The 17,410-nt window shown below is 44.8% G+C and carries 10 protein-coding genes; 5 read left to right on the top strand and 5 right to left on the bottom strand.

Going from position 1 to position 17,410, the window contains the following annotated elements; genetic code table 11:
* The first annotated feature begins 185 nt into the window (after positions 1-185).
* Both ACMXYX_RS11785 and ACMXYX_RS11780 read left to right on the top strand, forming a co-directional pair.
* Entirely contained in the window at positions 186-4,970 is a 4,785-nt protein-coding gene (locus ACMXYX_RS11785; RefSeq protein WP_415906035.1) for a response regulator, read from the top strand.
* 125 nt (positions 4,971-5,095) lie between these two features.
* Positions 5,096-6,232, top strand: coding sequence for a response regulator (locus tag ACMXYX_RS11780; RefSeq protein WP_415906034.1), 1,137 nt, complete (start codon positions 5,096-5,098; stop codon positions 6,230-6,232).
* Between the two features lie 77 nt (positions 6,233-6,309).
* Here the strand turns inward: ACMXYX_RS11780 and fghA are convergent, their stop codons facing one another.
* Together fghA and ACMXYX_RS11770 are read right to left on the bottom strand one after the other, a co-directional pair.
* Positions 6,310-7,137 (bottom strand): S-formylglutathione hydrolase, encoded by an 828-nt coding sequence (gene fghA, locus ACMXYX_RS11775; RefSeq protein ID WP_415906033.1) that lies wholly within the window; start codon positions 7,135-7,137, stop codon positions 6,310-6,312.
* Between the two features lie 65 nt (positions 7,138-7,202).
* The gene (locus tag ACMXYX_RS11770) at positions 7,203-8,321 is read right to left on the bottom strand and encodes an S-(hydroxymethyl)glutathione dehydrogenase/class III alcohol dehydrogenase (protein ID WP_415881791.1); all 1,119 of its coding nucleotides are present in this window, start codon (positions 8,319-8,321) and stop codon (positions 7,203-7,205) included.
* Positions 8,322-8,483: 162 nt separating this feature from the next.
* Here ACMXYX_RS11770 and ACMXYX_RS11765 point away from each other — a divergent pair, with 162 nt between their 5' ends.
* The 3 genes from ACMXYX_RS11765 to ACMXYX_RS11755 all read left to right on the top strand — a co-directional run bounded on the left by ACMXYX_RS11765 (position 8,484) and on the right by ACMXYX_RS11755 (position 12,134).
* On the top strand, positions 8,484-9,356 hold the full coding sequence (locus ACMXYX_RS11765) for a LysR substrate-binding domain-containing protein (RefSeq protein ID WP_415906032.1): 873 nt from the start codon (positions 8,484-8,486) through the stop codon (positions 9,354-9,356).
* A gap of 551 nt (positions 9,357-9,907) precedes the next feature.
* A complete protein-coding gene (locus ACMXYX_RS11760) occupies positions 9,908-10,210 on the top strand; it encodes a hypothetical protein (protein WP_415906031.1) in 303 nt (100 codons plus the stop codon).
* An 88-nt stretch (positions 10,211-10,298) separates the two neighbouring features.
* The gene (locus tag ACMXYX_RS11755; RefSeq protein WP_415906030.1) at positions 10,299-12,134 is read left to right on the top strand and encodes an AAA family ATPase; all 1,836 of its coding nucleotides are present in this window, start codon (positions 10,299-10,301) and stop codon (positions 12,132-12,134) included.
* 152 nt (positions 12,135-12,286) lie between these two features.
* Here ACMXYX_RS11755 and ACMXYX_RS11750 read toward each other — a convergent pair whose 3' ends face one another.
* The 3 genes from ACMXYX_RS11750 to gcvP form a co-directional block, all read right to left on the bottom strand.
* Positions 12,287-13,582, bottom strand: a complete 1,296-nt coding sequence (locus ACMXYX_RS11750) for a HipA domain-containing protein (protein ID WP_415906029.1) — start codon at positions 13,580-13,582, stop codon at positions 12,287-12,289.
* 2 nt (positions 13,583-13,584) lie between these two features.
* Entirely contained in the window at positions 13,585-14,049 is a 465-nt protein-coding gene (locus ACMXYX_RS11745) for a helix-turn-helix domain-containing protein (RefSeq protein ID WP_415906028.1), read from the bottom strand.
* Between the two features lie 234 nt (positions 14,050-14,283).
* Positions 14,284-17,184 (bottom strand): aminomethyl-transferring glycine dehydrogenase, encoded by a 2,901-nt coding sequence (gene gcvP / locus ACMXYX_RS11740; protein WP_415906027.1) that lies wholly within the window; start codon positions 17,182-17,184, stop codon positions 14,284-14,286.
* Positions 17,185-17,410: the final 226 nt, after the last annotated feature.

The following is a 17,410-nucleotide window of genomic DNA, read 5'->3' as shown; positions in this document are numbered from 1 at the left end:
CATGAATAACACTCTGATCTGCTTCTATTCCCTTTGAAATCAATATATAAATTAGCGAATTAGGACTATGTGTCTTAAATACTAACTACGGTTTAATTCCAGAATAAACTCGAAAAACCTGAATTTATATCTACGCTTTGATTATGGGTCATTCGCTGAACCTGTGACATAAGAAGAGTGTGCTGATGTATAAATTGTTGTCGTTTCTGCGTGGTTTTTCGTTAAAAGCTCGTGTGCGTTGGGCGTTTTTTATTGTTCTAAGTATTGGTATTACGCTCGCCGCCTTTCTTTATTGGCACTACACAGAAAAAAACAGACTCCACGGTCAGGTGCAGCATTTAAGCAACAGCCTGCATGCGGTTGATGAGTTTAGATATAACCTTTCTCGGATCGAGTTAATCAGTGCAGAAATGCTGGTGTCCTATCCGATTGATCAGGACCGATACCTCGAAGCTTATACTGCGCTTCAAGAAACTAAACAGATCTTCAATCTATCTATTGCCCCCTCACTGTCAGGTCGTGAAGGCCTATCCGAATTTAATAAGCTGCTGTTTCATCACTTTACTTTATACAGCCAACAGTTAAGGCATTTTCAAAGCCTGATCGAAGAAGATCGCATTTCCGATGCCAAGCAGTTCTATGTGAAAGCACTGGGCGTGCAGGAATATCACAAGCAAGTAGATTCGGTTGCTGCCGAGTTTAGAAAGAAATTATCGGATGTAAGAGGAGATCTACTCACTGAACTGGATCAACAAGAAAAGCTCTTTAATACCCAAGGAGGCTTGCTCTTAATCTTTGTCGCAATCGCCAGTTACTTGATGGTTTCAGCCACACTCAAGGCGATGTTTAGGCCGATAGGATTAGTGAGAAGAACCTTAACTGCTTTAGCCAATAAGAAGACGGCCCAACAAGAGATTTCTAAAGCAGGACAGCCTCAAGAGATCAAAGAGCTGCTTGAAGCTGCTATAGAGCTGCGAGATGAACTGTTACAAGTTGAAAACCAACGCTGGATCAAAACTAATATTTCGGAAATAAGTGCGGAACTGCAGCAGATCAGAACGACCAATGAGCTGGCTAAATCGTTTTTGCAAAAGATCGCGCCTTTGATCCATCTAGGCCACGGCGTTTTCTATCTATTTAACGAGCAGGAGAAAGAACTAAAGCTGCTAGAGGGATATGCATTTAGAGAGCGTAAATTTCTTAAGCAGACTATTGCTGTTGGTGAGGGGTTGATTGGTCAGTGTGCTTTAGAGATGGCCCCTATTATTTTAACTGACCCACCAGAAGACTATATCAAGATCAGCTCGGGGGTTGGCGAGGCGAAGCCAAAGAATATCTCTGTCTTTCCTGTGATCCACAATAACAAACTTCTTGCGGTGGTTGAACTCGCTAGCTTTGTTGAATTTGGCCAAACAGAACAAGCCTTTATCGAAGGTTTGCTGCCTATATTGGCCATGAATTTAGAGATCATTGAAAGGAGTAATAAAACCCAGCTACTGCTTAATGAGAGTCGTGAGCAAGCTGAGAAGATGGAACGCCAAGCAACATTGCTTGAAGAACAAACAGCCGAGATGGAAGAGCAACAACGAGAGATTAAGTCTGCTGAGAAGCGGAGCCGTCTAATTCTTGAAGCTGTTAAAGACGGTATTGTGGGATTTAATACCGAGGGAAAAATCACCTTTGCTAATCCCGCAGCTTATAGCTATTTGGGCTATACCGAGGACGAATTTTTGGGGCAAAATTTCCAAACATTAGTCCACTACGCAGACGCAAATGGAGACCCTTATTCTGAAGATTCAAAGAGTATTTGTCATACGGCTGTAGATGGTGTGGCTCGATCCAGTGAAGATGAGGTCTTATGGCACAAACATGGGCACTCCTTGCCAATTGAATACACATCCACGCCAATTTTTAGTGACGATAAAATTATTGGTGCGGTGGTTGTTTACCGTGATATTACGGAAAGAAAACAAGCGCAAGATGCCCTTAATGAGGCAGCTATAGAGCAGAAAGCGATCTTAGAGTCGGCTACAAGTGCAATCGTACTGCTTAAAGATCGTGTCGTTCAGCAAGCAAACAACAAATTATCAGAACTGTTTGAACGTCCTATGGAAGACTTGATGGGCCATAGCACTTTGCAATGGTATCCCGATGAGGAAACGTTCAACTATATCGGTGAATATGCCTATGGGGAACTAGCCAAAGGCAAAGTGCATCAACAAGAAGTTCAGATGGTGAAAGCTGATGGCACACTGTTTTGGTGTCATTTGAGCGGTAAAGTCCGCGATGCAGATGATCTCTCCAAAGGTACGGTTTGGATGCTTGAGGACATCACGGAACGAAAAGAAACCGAAGAGAAGGTGAATGCCTATTTTGAAAATTCAAGTGATGGCCTACTTGTTTTAAGCCCTAAAGAGGGCTTTATCCATGCTAACCGCAGAGCGGTAGATATATTTGGATTCGAAGATATCAATGGATTACTAAAATGCTCTCCGGCTTCGCTTTCACCGGAGTTCCAGCCAGATGGACTACTTTCTTCGCAAGAGATTGAGCGGCATTTAGAGGTTGCGTTGGCAGGAACTGAGCCTCATCAGTTCGATTGGGTGCTTAAAAACACCTCAGACGAGGAGGTACCATGTGAGGTCTCATTAGTACCTATTAGCTTGAAGAATAAGCCAGCTCTGATTGTCAGCCTCCGCGACATAGCCGAGCGAAAAGCGGCTGAGCAGGAGATGCTAAAAGCGAAAGAGCTTGCAGAGGAAGCAACGCAAGCTAAGAGTGATTTCCTTGCTAACATGAGCCATGAAATCAGAACTCCGATGAATGCCATCATCGGTATGTCACATCTTGCTCTACAAACTGAGTTAAATACCAAACAAAGAAATTACATCGAGAAGGTCAATCGCGCAGGGGAAAATCTCTTAGGCATCATCAATGAAATCTTAGACTTTTCCAAAATTGAAGCAGGCAAGATGACACTCGAATCGACCGAGTTCTACCTTGATGATGTGATGGAAAACATCGCCAGCATTCTAGCCATGAAAGCGGAAGAGAAGGGCTTAGAACTGCTGTTTGATAGCCCTGCTAATATCCCTACCGCTTTGATTGGTGATCCACTGAAACTCGGACAAATTCTGACTAACCTTGCCAACAATGCTGTGAAGTTCACTGACGAGGGCGAGATTGTTATCAGCATCCATATAGAAAAGATGGAGTCCAAGCACGTCACTCTCCATTGTGCGGTTAAAGATACTGGCATCGGCATGACCCTTGAGCAGAAAAGCAAAATGTTCCAGAGCTTCTCTCAAGCCGATACCTCTACCACGCGAAAATATGGCGGCACCGGATTAGGCTTGGTGATCTCCAAAAAGCTGGTCGAGCTGATGGATGGGGAAATCTGGTTGGAAAGCGAAGTCGGCCAAGGCACTACATTCCATTTCACAGCACGTTTAGGCTTACAAAAAGATCCGATGCAGCGCCGCATGTTCCACGCCGAAGAGTTGGATGGTGTAAGAGTACTGGTGGTTGATGATAATGCCGCTGCTCGCGATATTATCGCCAATCTGATCAACAGCTTTGGTATGCAAGCGGATACCGCTTCTGATGGCGATGAAGCGGAACAGATCATTGTCGAACACCAAGCTCCCGATAATCGTTATGACCTCCTATTGATTGATTGGCAAATGCCGCAAAAAGATGGTGTCACTACCCTTGAAGATTTAAGACGCAATGAGAACATCATCTGCCCACCGGCCATTATGGTAACCGGTTATAGCCGTGAGGATGCTATCGATGAGGCAAACGAACGCGGGGTCGAAATTGAATCTGTTTTGACTAAACCTGTAACTGCCTCGTTTTTGCTAGAAGCTATAGGTACCTCGCTGAACAAAGGCACTGTGGTTGAAAATCACCGCTCTGCTGTGAAAGAAAAAGAACGTGTTGATCTGGCCGGTCTGTCTGTCTTATTAGTCGAAGATAACGAGATGAATCAAGAGCTGGCTACCGAGCTATTAAAGCAGGCGAAGATCAACGTTACGATCGCCAATAATGGTCAGGAGGCTGTCGATATCTTATCGATGGAGACAAACTTCGACATCGTATTGATGGATTGCCAGATGCCTGTGATGGATGGTTTTCAGGCAACCGAAAGAATACGGCAGATGGAGAAAGTGAAACACCTGCCAATTATTGCCATGACCGCCAATGCCTTAACAAGTGATAAAGAGCGAGTGCTGAATGCGGGCATGAATGATCATATTGGTAAGCCGATCAATATTGATCAGATGTATGCAACCATTGAGCGTTGGGCCTGTGTATCAAAACGTAATTCTCGTGTTATCGAGTCTGCTCCGGTTATCCAAGACTTAGACTTTCCAGTAATACCTCACGTTGATACAGCCAAGGGACTCTCCAGTATGCGGGGAAACCACGAGCTCTATCTTAAAATGTTAAAAGGGTTTTATGAGCACCACCGAGATTTTGATGCTCAATTCACCGCAGCGATTGAAGATGAAGATCCTACCGCACCGATGCGCTGTGCCCACACTTTGAAAGGCGCTGCTGCAACCATTGGTGCCACAGAGTTGGAAGTTTTAGCAGAAGAGTTAGAAAGCTTATGCGCCGAAGCAAACTTTAAAGTGGCTGACATTCAAGGCGCTGTTAAAGACGTTGTTGAAGAGGCCGCGTTAGTCGTGGCAAATATAGAGGCATCAGGTCTTATAGCTACGGCTAGTTTGGCATCAGGTCAAAACTGTAATGCAGAAAAACTAATTGCATCTATCCCTAAATTACGAAATTACCTTTTAGAGAGTGATAGTGAAGCGCTTGAGGTTATAGAAGCCCTTGAGAGTGAGTTAGGCGGCAAGGCTTTAGAGATACTTGAGCCTGTTGCGAAGGCGATCAACGTGTTTGATTTTGATCTAGCTTTAGAGCGCCTTTCTGAAATGGAAGAGGCGCTCGATAACTTATAGGGAATGAAGTTTTTAGGCCGCAGTTGGTTCCGATTAAGGTTGTGTAGCTATACTGATTTTAACAACCTGCTAAAAAGACATGTTTGCATAATCCAACGCTTTTTAAGCAATGATGGAGCACGTAAATGAGCAAGACGCAGTCTCAGTGGGTGGAAAAGCCTACTGTTCTTGTTGTTGATGATACGCCAGATAATCTGGCGCTTATGTCTGCGCTTTTAAAAGAGCACTACCGCGTTAAAGTGAGTAACTCCGGTTCCAAAGCACTAGATATAGTCAACTCGGCAACCCCGCCTGATCTAATCCTACTCGATATCATGATGCCCGAGATGGATGGATACGAAGTTTGTAAGCGCCTTAAAGAAGCTTCAAACACAGCAGATATCCCCATCATCTTTTTAACAGCTAAAACCGAAAGCCGCGATGAAACCAAAGGACTGGCATTAGGCGCGGTGGATTACCTAACGAAACCGGTTAATCCAGAGATCCTGATGGCAAGGGTGTCTAATCATCTGCAATTGAAAGCACAAAAGGATTTCTTAGCGGATAAAAATGAGTTCTTAGAAAAAGAGGTTCGCCGTCGTACCCAAGAAGTCACTATGGTGCAGGACGTTACCATTCTTATCCTTGCTTCATTAGCCGAAACAAGGGATTCCGATACTGGCAACCATATTCGTCGTACCCAATTTTATATCCGTGCCTTAGCTGAAAAGCTCAGATTCTTACCTAAATACAGCGAACTCTTAACCGATGTTTATATTGATGTGCTGTTCAAATCAGCGCCTTTACACGATATCGGGAAGGTCGGTATTCCAGATCATATTCTTTTAAAGCCAGGGCCATTTGAGGACGACGAGTTCGAAATCATGAAAAGCCATACCACCCTAGGTAAAGAAGCGATCGAACAAGCGGAAGCTCAGTTGGGCGTTGAAGTGGATTTCCTAAAGGTTGCTAAAGAGATTGCTTACTCGCATCAAGAGAAGTGGGATGGTTCTGGCTACCCTGAGGGCTTAAAAGGCGAAGATATTCCGCTTTCCGCAAGGTTAATGGCTATCGCTGATGTTTATGATGCCCTGATCTCAAAACGTGTTTATAAAAATGCCATGTCCCATGAGCAAGCGGTGGCGATCATAGAAGAGGGCAGAGGCAATCATTTTGATCCTGATTTGGTCGATTGCTTTATCGAAATACAGGGCGATCTGTTAGCCATAGCATTGCGCTTTGCCGACAGTGACGAAGGCGTCTTAAACGTTAATTCAGAATAGTTAGCATTAAGATACCAAGCGCTCTTCAAGCGCTGCAGAAGCACTTGTTATCTTAGGGAATATAAAAGAGTGCTTATCTAAAAGTGCTTTGCATGAAACCTTAGATGCTCTTCTATAAAGCTCGCAATAAAGTAATAGCTATGGTCGTAGCCATCGTGTAAACGCAGCTCCACAGGATTATTCACAGCCGCAGCTAATAGCGCTTCAGGTTTCAGCTGTTCATCCAAAAACTGATCTTTCTTGCCTTGATCAATCAGTGTCGGCATAAAGTTATTCGCGTTCTTAAACAGCTCACAGCTATCGTATTGTTTCCAAGTTTCGGCATCATCACCTAGGTAAGCGCCAAATGCCTTCTGACCCCAAGGGCAATTTATTGGATTGGTAATCGGGCTAAATGCACTCACAGATGAGAAACGCTGTGGCTTGCGCAGAGCGATCATCAACGCGCCATGTCCACCCATAGAGTGACCAGAAATCGCCCGTTGCTCAGTGACAGGGAAGTTCGCCTCAATCAGGGCGGGCAGCTCAGTCACAATGTAATCGTACATCTGGTAGTGCTGCTGCCACGGCGCTTGGGTGGCATTGACATAAAAGCCAGCACCCATGCCTAAGTCATACCCGGGATCATCTGCAACGCCATCACCACGAGGGCTGGTATCAGGAGTGACAATAGCCATACCTAACTCAGCGGCGATACGCTGGGCACCGGCTTTCTGAATAAAGTTCTCATCGGTACAAGTAAGGCCGGATAGCCAATATAGCACTGGTACTTTCTCTCCCGCCAGAGTTTGCGGCGGAAGAAAAATAGAGAAGCGCATGCTGCAGTTCAAGCTAGTGGAGTCATGCTGGTACTGCTTCTGCCAACCACCAAAGCTTTTGAATTGAGCTAAATTTTCAATCTGCATTGAGTTTACTCACATCCACCCTGAATAGACTCAGGGCGGATTTCGGTTAGGGTTACTTAAGACAATTACTTATCGAAGTGAATAACGCTGCGAATACTTTCACCTTCGTGCATCAAGTCGAACGCTTTGTTAATGTCCTCTAGCCCCATCGTGTGGGTGATAAAGTCAGACAGCTTAAACTCACCTTGTAAATAGCGTTCCACATAATCAGGCAGCTCAGAGCGGCCTTTAACGCCACCAAAGGCAGTACCGCGCCAAACACGTCCAGTCACCAACTGGAATGGACGGGTAGAGATCTCCTGACCTGCACCAGCTACACCGATAATTACCGACTCGCCCCAGCCTTTATGGCAGCATTCAAGGGCAGAGCGCATCACATCAACATTACCGATACACTCGAACGAGTAATCAACGCCGCCATCGGTTAATTCAACGATGACATCCTGAATCGGCTTGTCGTAGTTTTTAGGGTTAATGCATTCGGTAGCGCCTAGCTGTTTAGCCAGATCAAACTTACTTTCGTTAATATCAATGGCGATGATACGGCTCGCTTTCGCCATAGTTGCACCAATGACAGCAGACAGACCAATACCGCCCAAACCAAAGATCGCAACAGTTGCGCCTTCTTCTACCTTGGCGGTATTCATGACTGCACCCATACCGGTCGTCACGCCACAGCCTAATAGGCAAACCTCTTCTAGCGGTGCCGCTTTGTTCACTTTCGCCAGTGAGATCTCAGGTAGTACTGTGTATTCAGAGAAAGTAGAGCAACCCATATAGTGATAGATCGGCTGACCATCTTTATAAAAACGGGTGGTGCCATCGGGCATTAAGCCTTTACCCTGTGTTTCTCGTATTTTTTGGCAAAGGTTGGTTTTGCCGGATTTGCAAAACTTACACTCGCCGCATTCAGGTGTGTACAGCGGGATGACGTGATCACCCACCTCTACACTGGTCACACCTTCGCCCACAGCTTCAACAATACCGCCGCCTTCGTGGCCTAAAATGGCAGGGAAGATGCCTTCTGGGTCTTCGCCAGAAAGGGTGAAGGCATCGGTATGGCAGACACCTGTCGCCACAATTTTGATAAGCACTTCACCTTTTTGCGGTGGCATTACGTCGACTTCTTCGATGGATAGTGGCTGGTTAGGCCCCCAAGCGATGGCTGCTTTTGATTTAATCATGGCTCTACTCTCGGCTAGTCAATATAGCTCTATTATTTGGCCCCACGCTAAGTAGGTGGAGCCGATTACATGTGATTGTGTGAAATCGTTTGACTAGTATAGTTTTTTCATAAATAGTTATAATCTAGCTAAATATAAAAATACTTTTACGAGGTGGTAATAATGTTTGGCTGGGAGGGGGTTACCGAATTTGTTGCTGTAGCAGAGACAGAAAGTTTCACCGCAGCTTCGCAGCGCTTAGGTATCTCTACTGCACAAGTCAGTAGGCAGATCAGCGCTTTAGAAAAGCGTCTTGCGACAAAACTGTTTTACCGCACCACCCGCAGGGTATCAGTGACAGAAGAAGGAAAAGTCTACTACCAACACTGCCGCCAATTGCTAGATGGCCTAGACGAAGCAGAAAGAGCACTCAGCCAGTTACAAAGTCGGCCACAAGGCAAACTTAAGCTCACCGCCCCAACCACCTTTGGCGAAACCAAAATCATCCCACTGCTAAACGATTTTATGTTGCAGTACCCAGAACTCGAAGTGGAATGTCACCTCAGTAACCAAAGGGTCGCGCTGGTTGAAGAGGGCTATGACCTAGCAATCCGCTTAGGCAAGCTGGCAGACTCCAGCATGATCGCCAAGCGATTAGGCGCTCGACAACAGTTTATCTGCGCCTCAAAGGATTACCTCAACGCCCACGGCCGCCCAGACTCTATCTCCGAGCTAGAACAACACAACTGCCTGCAAGGTACTTTAGATTACTGGCGCTTATTGGATCAGGGCCAAGAGAGGGAAGTACGGATCAAAGGCAGCTTGCGCTGCAATAGTGGCTTAGCGCTATTAGATGCAGCGCTAAAAGGGATAGGTATCGTACAACTGCCAGATTACTACGTAAAAGAGCATATCGAACAAGGGAAACTTGTTCCCTTGCTAGAGGGCTATCAACCGGAACCTGAGGGGATCTGGGCTCTGTATCCACATAATCGGCACCTGTCGCCTAAAGTTCGGATGCTGGTGGAGTATTTGGGGGAAAGGATGGGGTCCTAGGAAAGGGGAGTGTATTAAGCAAGGCTTACCTTAAGAATTCTCTAGAGCGCTCCGTTTGTAGTTGCTAGGACGCTGCTTCGCAGCTAGAGAACGCTTCGCTTGTAGGACGCGGCGTTGCCGCTAGAGAAAAAGACTTTAAAACCGGCTTTTGTGCTGGTTTTTTTGTGGGCGAGGGAAACCGTATTGCCAGCGGCGGCTGGTAACCACATGTAGGTGAGGTCTACTGAAGTATAAGAATTTAGATCAAAGGATGATGAGATAGAGGTGAAACTGTAGTTTTTTGTACTGGGCATGATTAAGCAAGGTCGGAATACTGGTTGGAGCTCAATATTTAATAAATCAGATAGATAGAAGTGCAGTTAGGATAGGTAGCTCCTCGTATTTCAATTGAGGTAGTCCGTGCGCTGTTTGCTACGGAAGAACCCTGAATGTTTCAAAATAAACCCATACTTTTCAGTGCGTTACTTCTATTTTTAAATAAATACGGTTAGGGCATATATGCGGACTCCCGTATGTACAAATGTTATGAGAATCAATACTAAGGAGTGGTTATGATTGAAATTACAATTAACGAAGAAAAGAAAAGACTTTCCGATATCAATCCTGATTGGATTCACCGTCAAGTAAAAGGCCGTGAGAATGACGATATCCCTGTTTGTATAACAATAAGTATCAAAAAGCCTGGGATCGACCTGGTTTTATCCTGTGGTGAGTGTGGCTCATCAGGAAGTGGTGGTCGGGCTCCTAATCTAGAAGAGAAAAAGGTATTTGATCTTTGGGGGAAGTTCAACTGCGGTGATAGGCCTATAAACACAGGTCAATTAGTTGCTTTTCTCCAGCAAGTTTCCTCATAACAAGGAAAGGTATCCGACGCATACTGCGTAGTTGCTTCAGGCGTTATAAGGCTTAAGTTCAGTACAACATTATAATTAAGGTGGTTAGGTGAGATTACACAAAATCAAGATTGATAATTTTCGAAAATTAAAAGGTTGTACGATTAGCTTTAGGGACTCGACTTTTCTAATTGGTGCAAATAATGCGGGTAAATCTAGTGTGTTTTCAGCAATTCAACTTCTGCATAGTGCTAAGAATGCGCTGAGAGAAGATTATTCGAAAACGTACAATCAAGAAGAAGATTTGTATGAATATTCTGAAGAAATCGAAATGGTTGCAGAATACCACAACTTACCAGAAGAGGCTAAAGAGTGGGTAGGCTTTAAGGGCCGAATCATTAAGGCTGAAGCGCCTTTACCAGATGAAACTGAGAACAGTATAGTTTACAAAAAAGTTTGGTCTATCAAGCAATCTAAACCAAAAGTTTTCATGCTTGAATACCCTAAAAAGCCTAAAGACCAGTTTGTTGGTGCAACACAAGTGTCCGAGTTGGTAGGCGAAAGCCTTAGTGAAGAGTTTTTAAAAGAATTCTTCGGTGAGGGTAACTTTACAAAAAGACTAACCATTAAGGCTGTTAAAGAGAAGCTAGAAGATTTAACAGAATATTGGGAAGTTCAAGAAGATCAAGAACCAGGGTGGGTTGAAAATCCAGGCGGTATTCCTGGTAACGTACTTTCTAAATTACCTCGTATAGTTGTTGTACCTGCTGAATCATGCGTATCAGAATTAACCTCAAGTAACGGAGCATTGCATTCTCTTTTAGGTGATTTGTTTGAACAAGTGCGGTCTCAGTCAGAAAACTATGAACAAGCACAGCGTTTTTTAAATGAACTCGCATCCGAGCTAAATCCAAGTGATACAGACACTGACTTTGGTAAGTTAATTCAAGAACTAAATGGTATGGTTCACAACTTGTTCCCAGATTCATCTGTCCATGTTTCTGCTGCATTAGATAAGCCAGAGAAAACCATTAAGCCACAGTTTTCAGTTGAACTGGAAAGCAATGTAAAGACAGAAGTTTCATACCAAGGTCACGGTATGATCAGAGCAACAGCATTTCAGCTACTTAGGTTTGTGCAGGAATTTGTAAATAAAAATGCAGATAATGCTCGAAGCACAATTTTCTGTTTTGAAGAGCCTGAAATCTACCTGCACCCTTCGGCTGCAAATCAACTCAGGGATTCGTTGTACGAGCTAGCTGGACCTAGTTGTCAAATAGTTGCGACAACTCATTCCCCATATATGGTAAATCTTGGCACGGACAAGAGTATTAGCTTAACTAAATTTTCATATACCGAGGGTGGTTTTACTGGGACTACATCATTCAATCTTGAAAATGCTTTCTCTGAGCTTCAACAGGATGAAAAACAAAATCTTAAGATGCTTTTAAAAGTTGATGACTATATCTCAAGAATGTTCTTCACAAACAAATGTATATTTGTGGAAGGGGACACAGAAGAAGTTGTCGTTAGAGAAACAATTAAGCGTTTAAACTCTGAAGATAAAGCTAGGGTAATAGGGAACTGCGAGTTCCTAAGGGCTCGTGGTAAAGCTGTATTAATTTCGATAGCAAAATACCTTAATACATTAGATGTTAATTACATCTTTATGCACGATCGAGATGCTGGAACGGAAAAGGCGGAAGCAATGAATGCGCCTATTCTTGCCCAAACAGGTGCTGAACGCAGGATAATGATCGAAGAGTGTATAGAAGACTTGTTAGGCTATGCCGCGCCATCAAGTGAAAAGCCATATAAGGCTTATGAGCACATTTCTCAAAATTGGGGTGAAGAGTTTAATGATTTACCAGAACGTTGGAAAAATGTGTTTTTAGATCTTTGTTCTCCGCACTTAAATCATCTAAAACCTGCCCCTATAAGATAAATGGGGTCTAAAACAAGCTACGGGATCACCTATTAGCCGTTTCCGGTCAAGGGCACGAGTGATCCCCAATCTCAGGCTTAAGTCTTGCATTGTGCATTTGTTCTCTAGCATAACCCACGAGGTTATGACTTCATTTACCTGACATCTTATTCTTAGCTGCTTTGCAACTGCCGAGCGGCTTCGGATAGAGGCCCATATATTATCTTGCGCAAATGCTGTAGTTCACCCGGTGTTAGTTTAAGGTGGTCGGGTTTATCTGAATTAGTTTTTTCCAGCGTTTCGTATAGGTTCTGTGCGCCCGTGCTGACTTTGTTACACAGAGTGCTGATTCTTTGCGTAATATTTTTTACTGAGCCGACTTTCATTTCTTGTCCTGTTGCTATGAGGGTCTTAATAGTTACTCCCTCAAAGACTTGTACATCACCTAGCTTAGTGACCATATTGGCATGCATCCATTTCTGACTGGTAGAGCCATAACCTGTTGTGTTGAGCAGGTCATAGTGAGGAGTCAGACTGTAGCCGTTGGCGTTGATGAAGAAGCTCAGGTTTTTCAGATGGGCATCACTATTGCCAACAAGAAAATTAAATATCAGCCAGTTGAATACTTTTTGTCGTGTGGCTGCTGGTTCAACGCACATATTGCTTAGTTTGACTAAGTTCTCAATTGTACAGTTACGGTATTTACTTTCTGGGGGTAGTTGAAGCATCTGGCAACCATCCAGAATATGCTTTCGCGCCGCTTTGTCGGTAGTAGTGTCACGGTCAAAGCGATCTATTAGGTAGACTGTTTCCGGTACGTGGAGGTAATGTGTGGCTGGTACGCTTAAACCGGCAATATCTGCCAGGCGCATTACAAACCATTCATTGATCGAGCTATGGGGGTAATTGTCAATGTCATTATGGTCTGGCTTCAATACGTGTGTAGATGCAGTAGCGCCTTTAGGTTCAGATAGGGCCTGAGTTTCGTGATCAAAGCAAACGGCCAGTTTATGTTGTGCCCCAGCTAAGGACATACGTTTTGGCGATTCCTTGGTAAGGGGCGATTGTGGCAGTGCTCTGATTCTTGCCGATAATGATTCATAAGTAAGCTCGGCATAAGCATCTGCAATGGCTGGGTGTTGAGCTTCTTTAAGCAGTGTTATTGCACCGGCTGTTTCTGCACCATAGTAAGCAAGCAGGGCGAATCTATCCGCAACATCTACACCTGCTTCATTGGCCATTAGTTTACGTGCAGCTTCTTCGGGTAATAGGTTATCGAAAAAGTTCTGTACGGGTCTTATGGTGCTTTTATCGATTTGGGCATCTTTTTGCAGAGGCAGAGCGGGCGAGAGGGCATAACCCTTGTTGATCCATGCGGAAGTGTATTCAAATGACCAGATACCATTGGTATCTGTTAAAATACCTATGTGTTCGTCATTAATAAAAGCATTGAGTATTCTAATATCCATTTCTACTCTGCTCCTTCCCTGTAGTCTATTCGATTACAGTCAGCTTGATCGCTAAGCACTATGCCTAGTTCATGTAGCACGTTAAACACCGTGCCGATTGCCACTGAGTTAGGGGTCTTTTCTAGTCTTCCAATCACAGAAGGTTGTACGTCGACTATGGCGGCTAAGTCATCCTGACGAATTTTTTGGCTTTTACGTGTGTGATATACGTGCTGGGATAGTTCTTTAAGATTATCCAATGACCAAGCTTGAGGATCACCTTTTTTACCTATGAATAGGCGCAAACCCAGCTCTTGCATTAGGGTGAAGACTGTTTCCGCTTTGGTGCCTGTAAAGCCTTTTTCAATGTTGCGTATAGTACGCGCTGAAACACCGACATAGGCAGCGCAATCCTCCTGCTGAAATCCTTGCTCTTTTCTTTTAGCTTTAATCTGCTTACCCAGCTCTATAGTGGAGGTTAAGTTCATAGACTATCTCAACGGAAGAATAGTGAAGATTATTTGGATAATAGATCAAAAAAACAGAAAACGGAAGAATAGTGAAGATTATTGCGGATTGTTTGTTTAAAAGGCTAAAACGGAAGAATAATGAAGATTTTTGTTTTTAGATCAGTGTATATTCACTATGAGCTTATAGTTTTGCTCTACCAAAAAAAATGCCGCATCAGATGCGGCATTTTTAGTTTTAAGCTGATCTATTGATTACTCAGCGTAATCTTCAACCGGAATACACGAACAGAACAGGTTACGGTCGCCGTAGACGTTATCGATACGGTTAACTGTTGGCCAGATCTTGCTGTCTTTCAGGTGATCAGCAGGGAAGGCTGCTGTTTCAAGTGAGTAAGGGCGGTTCCACTCAGAATCGATAATGTCTGCCATTGTGTGTGGCGCATTACGTAGAGGGTTGTTCTCGCCGTCGATCTCGTTTGTTTCAACCTGACGAATCTCTTCGCGGATTGTGCTCATCGCTTCGATAAAGCGATCTAGCTCAGCTTTAGATTCAGATTCCGTTGGCTCGATCATCAATGTGCCAGCCACAGGGAAGGACATTGTTGGAGCGTGGAAGCCAAAGTCCATCAAACGCTTAGCTACGTCTTCTTCTGTGATGCCAGATGCTTCTTTAAGTGGACGCATGTCGATGATGCACTCGTGTGCAACACGGCCGTTACGACCAGAGTAAAGAACAGGGAAGTCTTCGCCCAGTTTCTTCGCTAGGTAGTTAGCGTTTAGGATCGCATTCTCAGTAGCCGCGCGTAGACCTGTGCCACCCATAAGAGCAATGTAAACCCAAGAGATCGGTAGGATAGATGCGCTACCCCAAGGTGCAGCAGATACAGCGCCGTTCTCAGCTTTAGGGCCTTCGATCTGTTGTACTGGATGGTTAGCCACAAATGGTGCTAAGTGTGCTTTAACACCGATAGGGCCCATGCCTGGACCACCGCCACCGTGAGGAATACAGAAGGTTTTGTGCAGGTTCATGTGCGATACGTCTGCACCGATCTCTGCAGGTTGGCTGATTGCTACCTGAGCATTCAGGTTAGCGCCGTCCATGTAAACCTGACCACCGTTGTCGTGAACGATCTGGCAGATCTCACGGATATCTTCCTCATATACACCGTGTGTAGATGGGTAGGTGATCATTAGGCAAGATAGGTCATCTTTATGCTGTTCTGCTTTAGCGCGCAGGTCAGCTACATCTACGTTACCGTTTTCATCACATGCGGTGAGTACCACTTTCATATCAGCCAGTGCTGCTGATGCTGGGTTAGTACCGTGTGCAGATGTTGGGATTAGGCAGATGTTACGATGCGCTTCGCCGTTGGACTGGTGGTAGTTACGGATCGCCAATAGGCCCGCGTACTCACCTTGTGCGCCAGAGTTTGGCTGCATGCAGATCGCATCAAAGCCAGTGATCTCTTTTAGCTGATCTTCTAGCTCAGTGATTAGCTGTTTGTAACCTTGTGCTTGATCGATTGGTGCGAACGGGTGGATCTGACCAAATTCAGGCCATGTCACAGGGATCATCTCAGCAGTAGCGTTTAGCTTCATCGTACAAGAGCCAAGCGCGATCATGCTGTGAGCAAGGGAGATATCTTTGTTTTCCAGCTTCTTCAGGTAGCGAAGCATCTCTGTTTCGCTGTGGTAGCTGTTGAATACTGGGTGCTGAAGAATCTCAGATTCACGAACTAGTGCAGCATCAAATGATGTTTCACCAGACGCGGAGATCTCTGCATCGATGCTGTCTAGGTCTAGACCGTGACCTGCACCTAGGATGCAATCCCAAAGGGTGTTGATGATGTCGCGGTTAGTGCACTCATCACATGTCATACCCAGCTTGTTATCGCTGATCTTACGTAGGTTGATACCAGCATCTAGTGCTGCTTGGTAAACCTCTTCAGCGTTATCTAGCTGAATAGATAGAGTATCGAACCAGCTGTTGTTCAGTAGCTGAACGCCTTTCGCTTGTAGGCCTTTCGCAAGAATCGTTGTTAGACGGTTGATGCGGCTAGCGATTGTTTTTAGACCTTGTGGGCCGTGGTAAACCGCGTAGAAGCCTGCCATGTTGGCAAGTAGAACCTGAGCAGTACAGATGTTAGATGTCGCTTTCTCACGACGGATATGCTGCTCACGTGTTTGCATCGCCATACGCAGTGCTTTGTTACCGCGTGTATCAACAGAAACACCAATGATACGGCCAGGAACAGAACGCTTGTAGGTATCACGTGTTGCGAAGAATGCCGCGTGTGGACCACCGTAACCCATTGGTACACCAAAACGCTGAGCAGAACCGAATACAACGTCTGCACCTAGCTCGCCTGGTGATTTCAGCATGATCAAGCTCATGATGTCTGCAGCTGCACAGAATAGCGCTTTTTTGCTGTGAACTTTTTCGATTAGCTCAGCGTAGTCATTTACATCACCGTAAGTACCTGGGTACTGAACTAGTACACCGAATACTTCGTGTTGATCGATCAACTCGCTTACGTCACCGACGATTACTTCGTAACCTAGAGGTTCAGCACGTGTTTGAATAACGCTGATGCTCTGCGGGTGAACATTGCTATCGATTAGGAATGTGTTCGCTTTCTTCGCTTTAGACATACGCTTACATAGCGTCATCGCTTCAGCGGCAGCAGTTGCTTCATCTAGTAGGGAAGCGTTGGCAAGGTCTAGGCCTGTTAGGTCTAGCACCATTGTTTGGAAGTTAAGGATCGCTTCCAAGCGGCCTTGAGAAACTTCTGGTTGGTACGGCGTGTATGCAGTGTACCAACCTGGATTTTCCAAAACGTTACGTAGGATAACGTTTGGCACGATCGTGTCGGTATAACCCATACCGATCATCGATGTGTTTACTTTGTTCTTTTGCGCAACAGATTTTAGGTACGCTAGTACCTCATCTTCAGAGCGGCTTTCTGGTAGGCCAATCGGTGACTTGAGCTGGATAGACTCAGGTACGGTTTGGCTGATCAACTGATCCATATCAGTTACATCAAGCTCGGCAAGCATCGCTTGTTGCTCGGCTGCGGAAGGTCCAATGTGACGCGCTATAAAGGCATCTTTTTGCTCCAAAACGGAAAGCGGAGCCTGATTCTGTGTCGGCATTTTTAACTTACCTGTGATCAGTTGATTATGGTGTGCTCAAAAAGTGGCTAATGATACCCGTTTTTTGCTCATTTTGTGATAGAAAATAAACAAAAGTTTATTTTAGGAAACTGTGTTTTCTTATCGGAGTGTTTCTTTCAAGGGAATAGAGGAGGCATTTTTTCGGGCGTTGAGCGGATTACTTATGGGCGCTATTGAGCAATAACGCCCATAAGTAATGTGTTAA

It is taken from the genome of Neptuniibacter sp. QD72_48, assembly GCF_047778065.1.
GTDB lineage: Bacteria > Pseudomonadota > Gammaproteobacteria > Pseudomonadales > Balneatricaceae > Neptuniibacter.
Note: the sequence above shows the minus strand (reverse complement) of the source record. Positions and strands in the feature narration are given on the sequence as shown.

Coding starts and splice junctions, on each gene's coding strand:
- ACMXYX_RS11785 (WP_415906035.1), top strand. CDS start 186: ATGTATAAATTGTTGTCGTTTCTGCGTGGTTTTTCGTTAAAAGCTCGT.
- ACMXYX_RS11745 (WP_415906028.1), bottom strand. CDS start 14,049: ATGAACTTAACCTCCACTATAGAGCTGGGTAAGCAGATTAAAGCTAAA.
- ACMXYX_RS11780 (WP_415906034.1), top strand. CDS start 5,096: ATGAGCAAGACGCAGTCTCAGTGGGTGGAAAAGCCTACTGTTCTTGTT.
- fghA (WP_415906033.1), bottom strand. CDS start 7,137: ATGCAGATTGAAAATTTAGCTCAATTCAAAAGCTTTGGTGGTTGGCAG.
- ACMXYX_RS11765 (WP_415906032.1), top strand. CDS start 8,484: ATGTTTGGCTGGGAGGGGGTTACCGAATTTGTTGCTGTAGCAGAGACA.
- ACMXYX_RS11760 (WP_415906031.1), top strand. CDS start 9,908: ATGATTGAAATTACAATTAACGAAGAAAAGAAAAGACTTTCCGATATC.
- gcvP (WP_415906027.1), bottom strand. CDS start 17,184: ATGCCGACACAGAATCAGGCTCCGCTTTCCGTTTTGGAGCAAAAAGAT.
- ACMXYX_RS11770 (WP_415881791.1), bottom strand. CDS start 8,321: ATGATTAAATCAAAAGCAGCCATCGCTTGGGGGCCTAACCAGCCACTA.
- ACMXYX_RS11750 (WP_415906029.1), bottom strand. CDS start 13,582: ATGGATATTAGAATACTCAATGCTTTTATTAATGACGAACACATAGGT.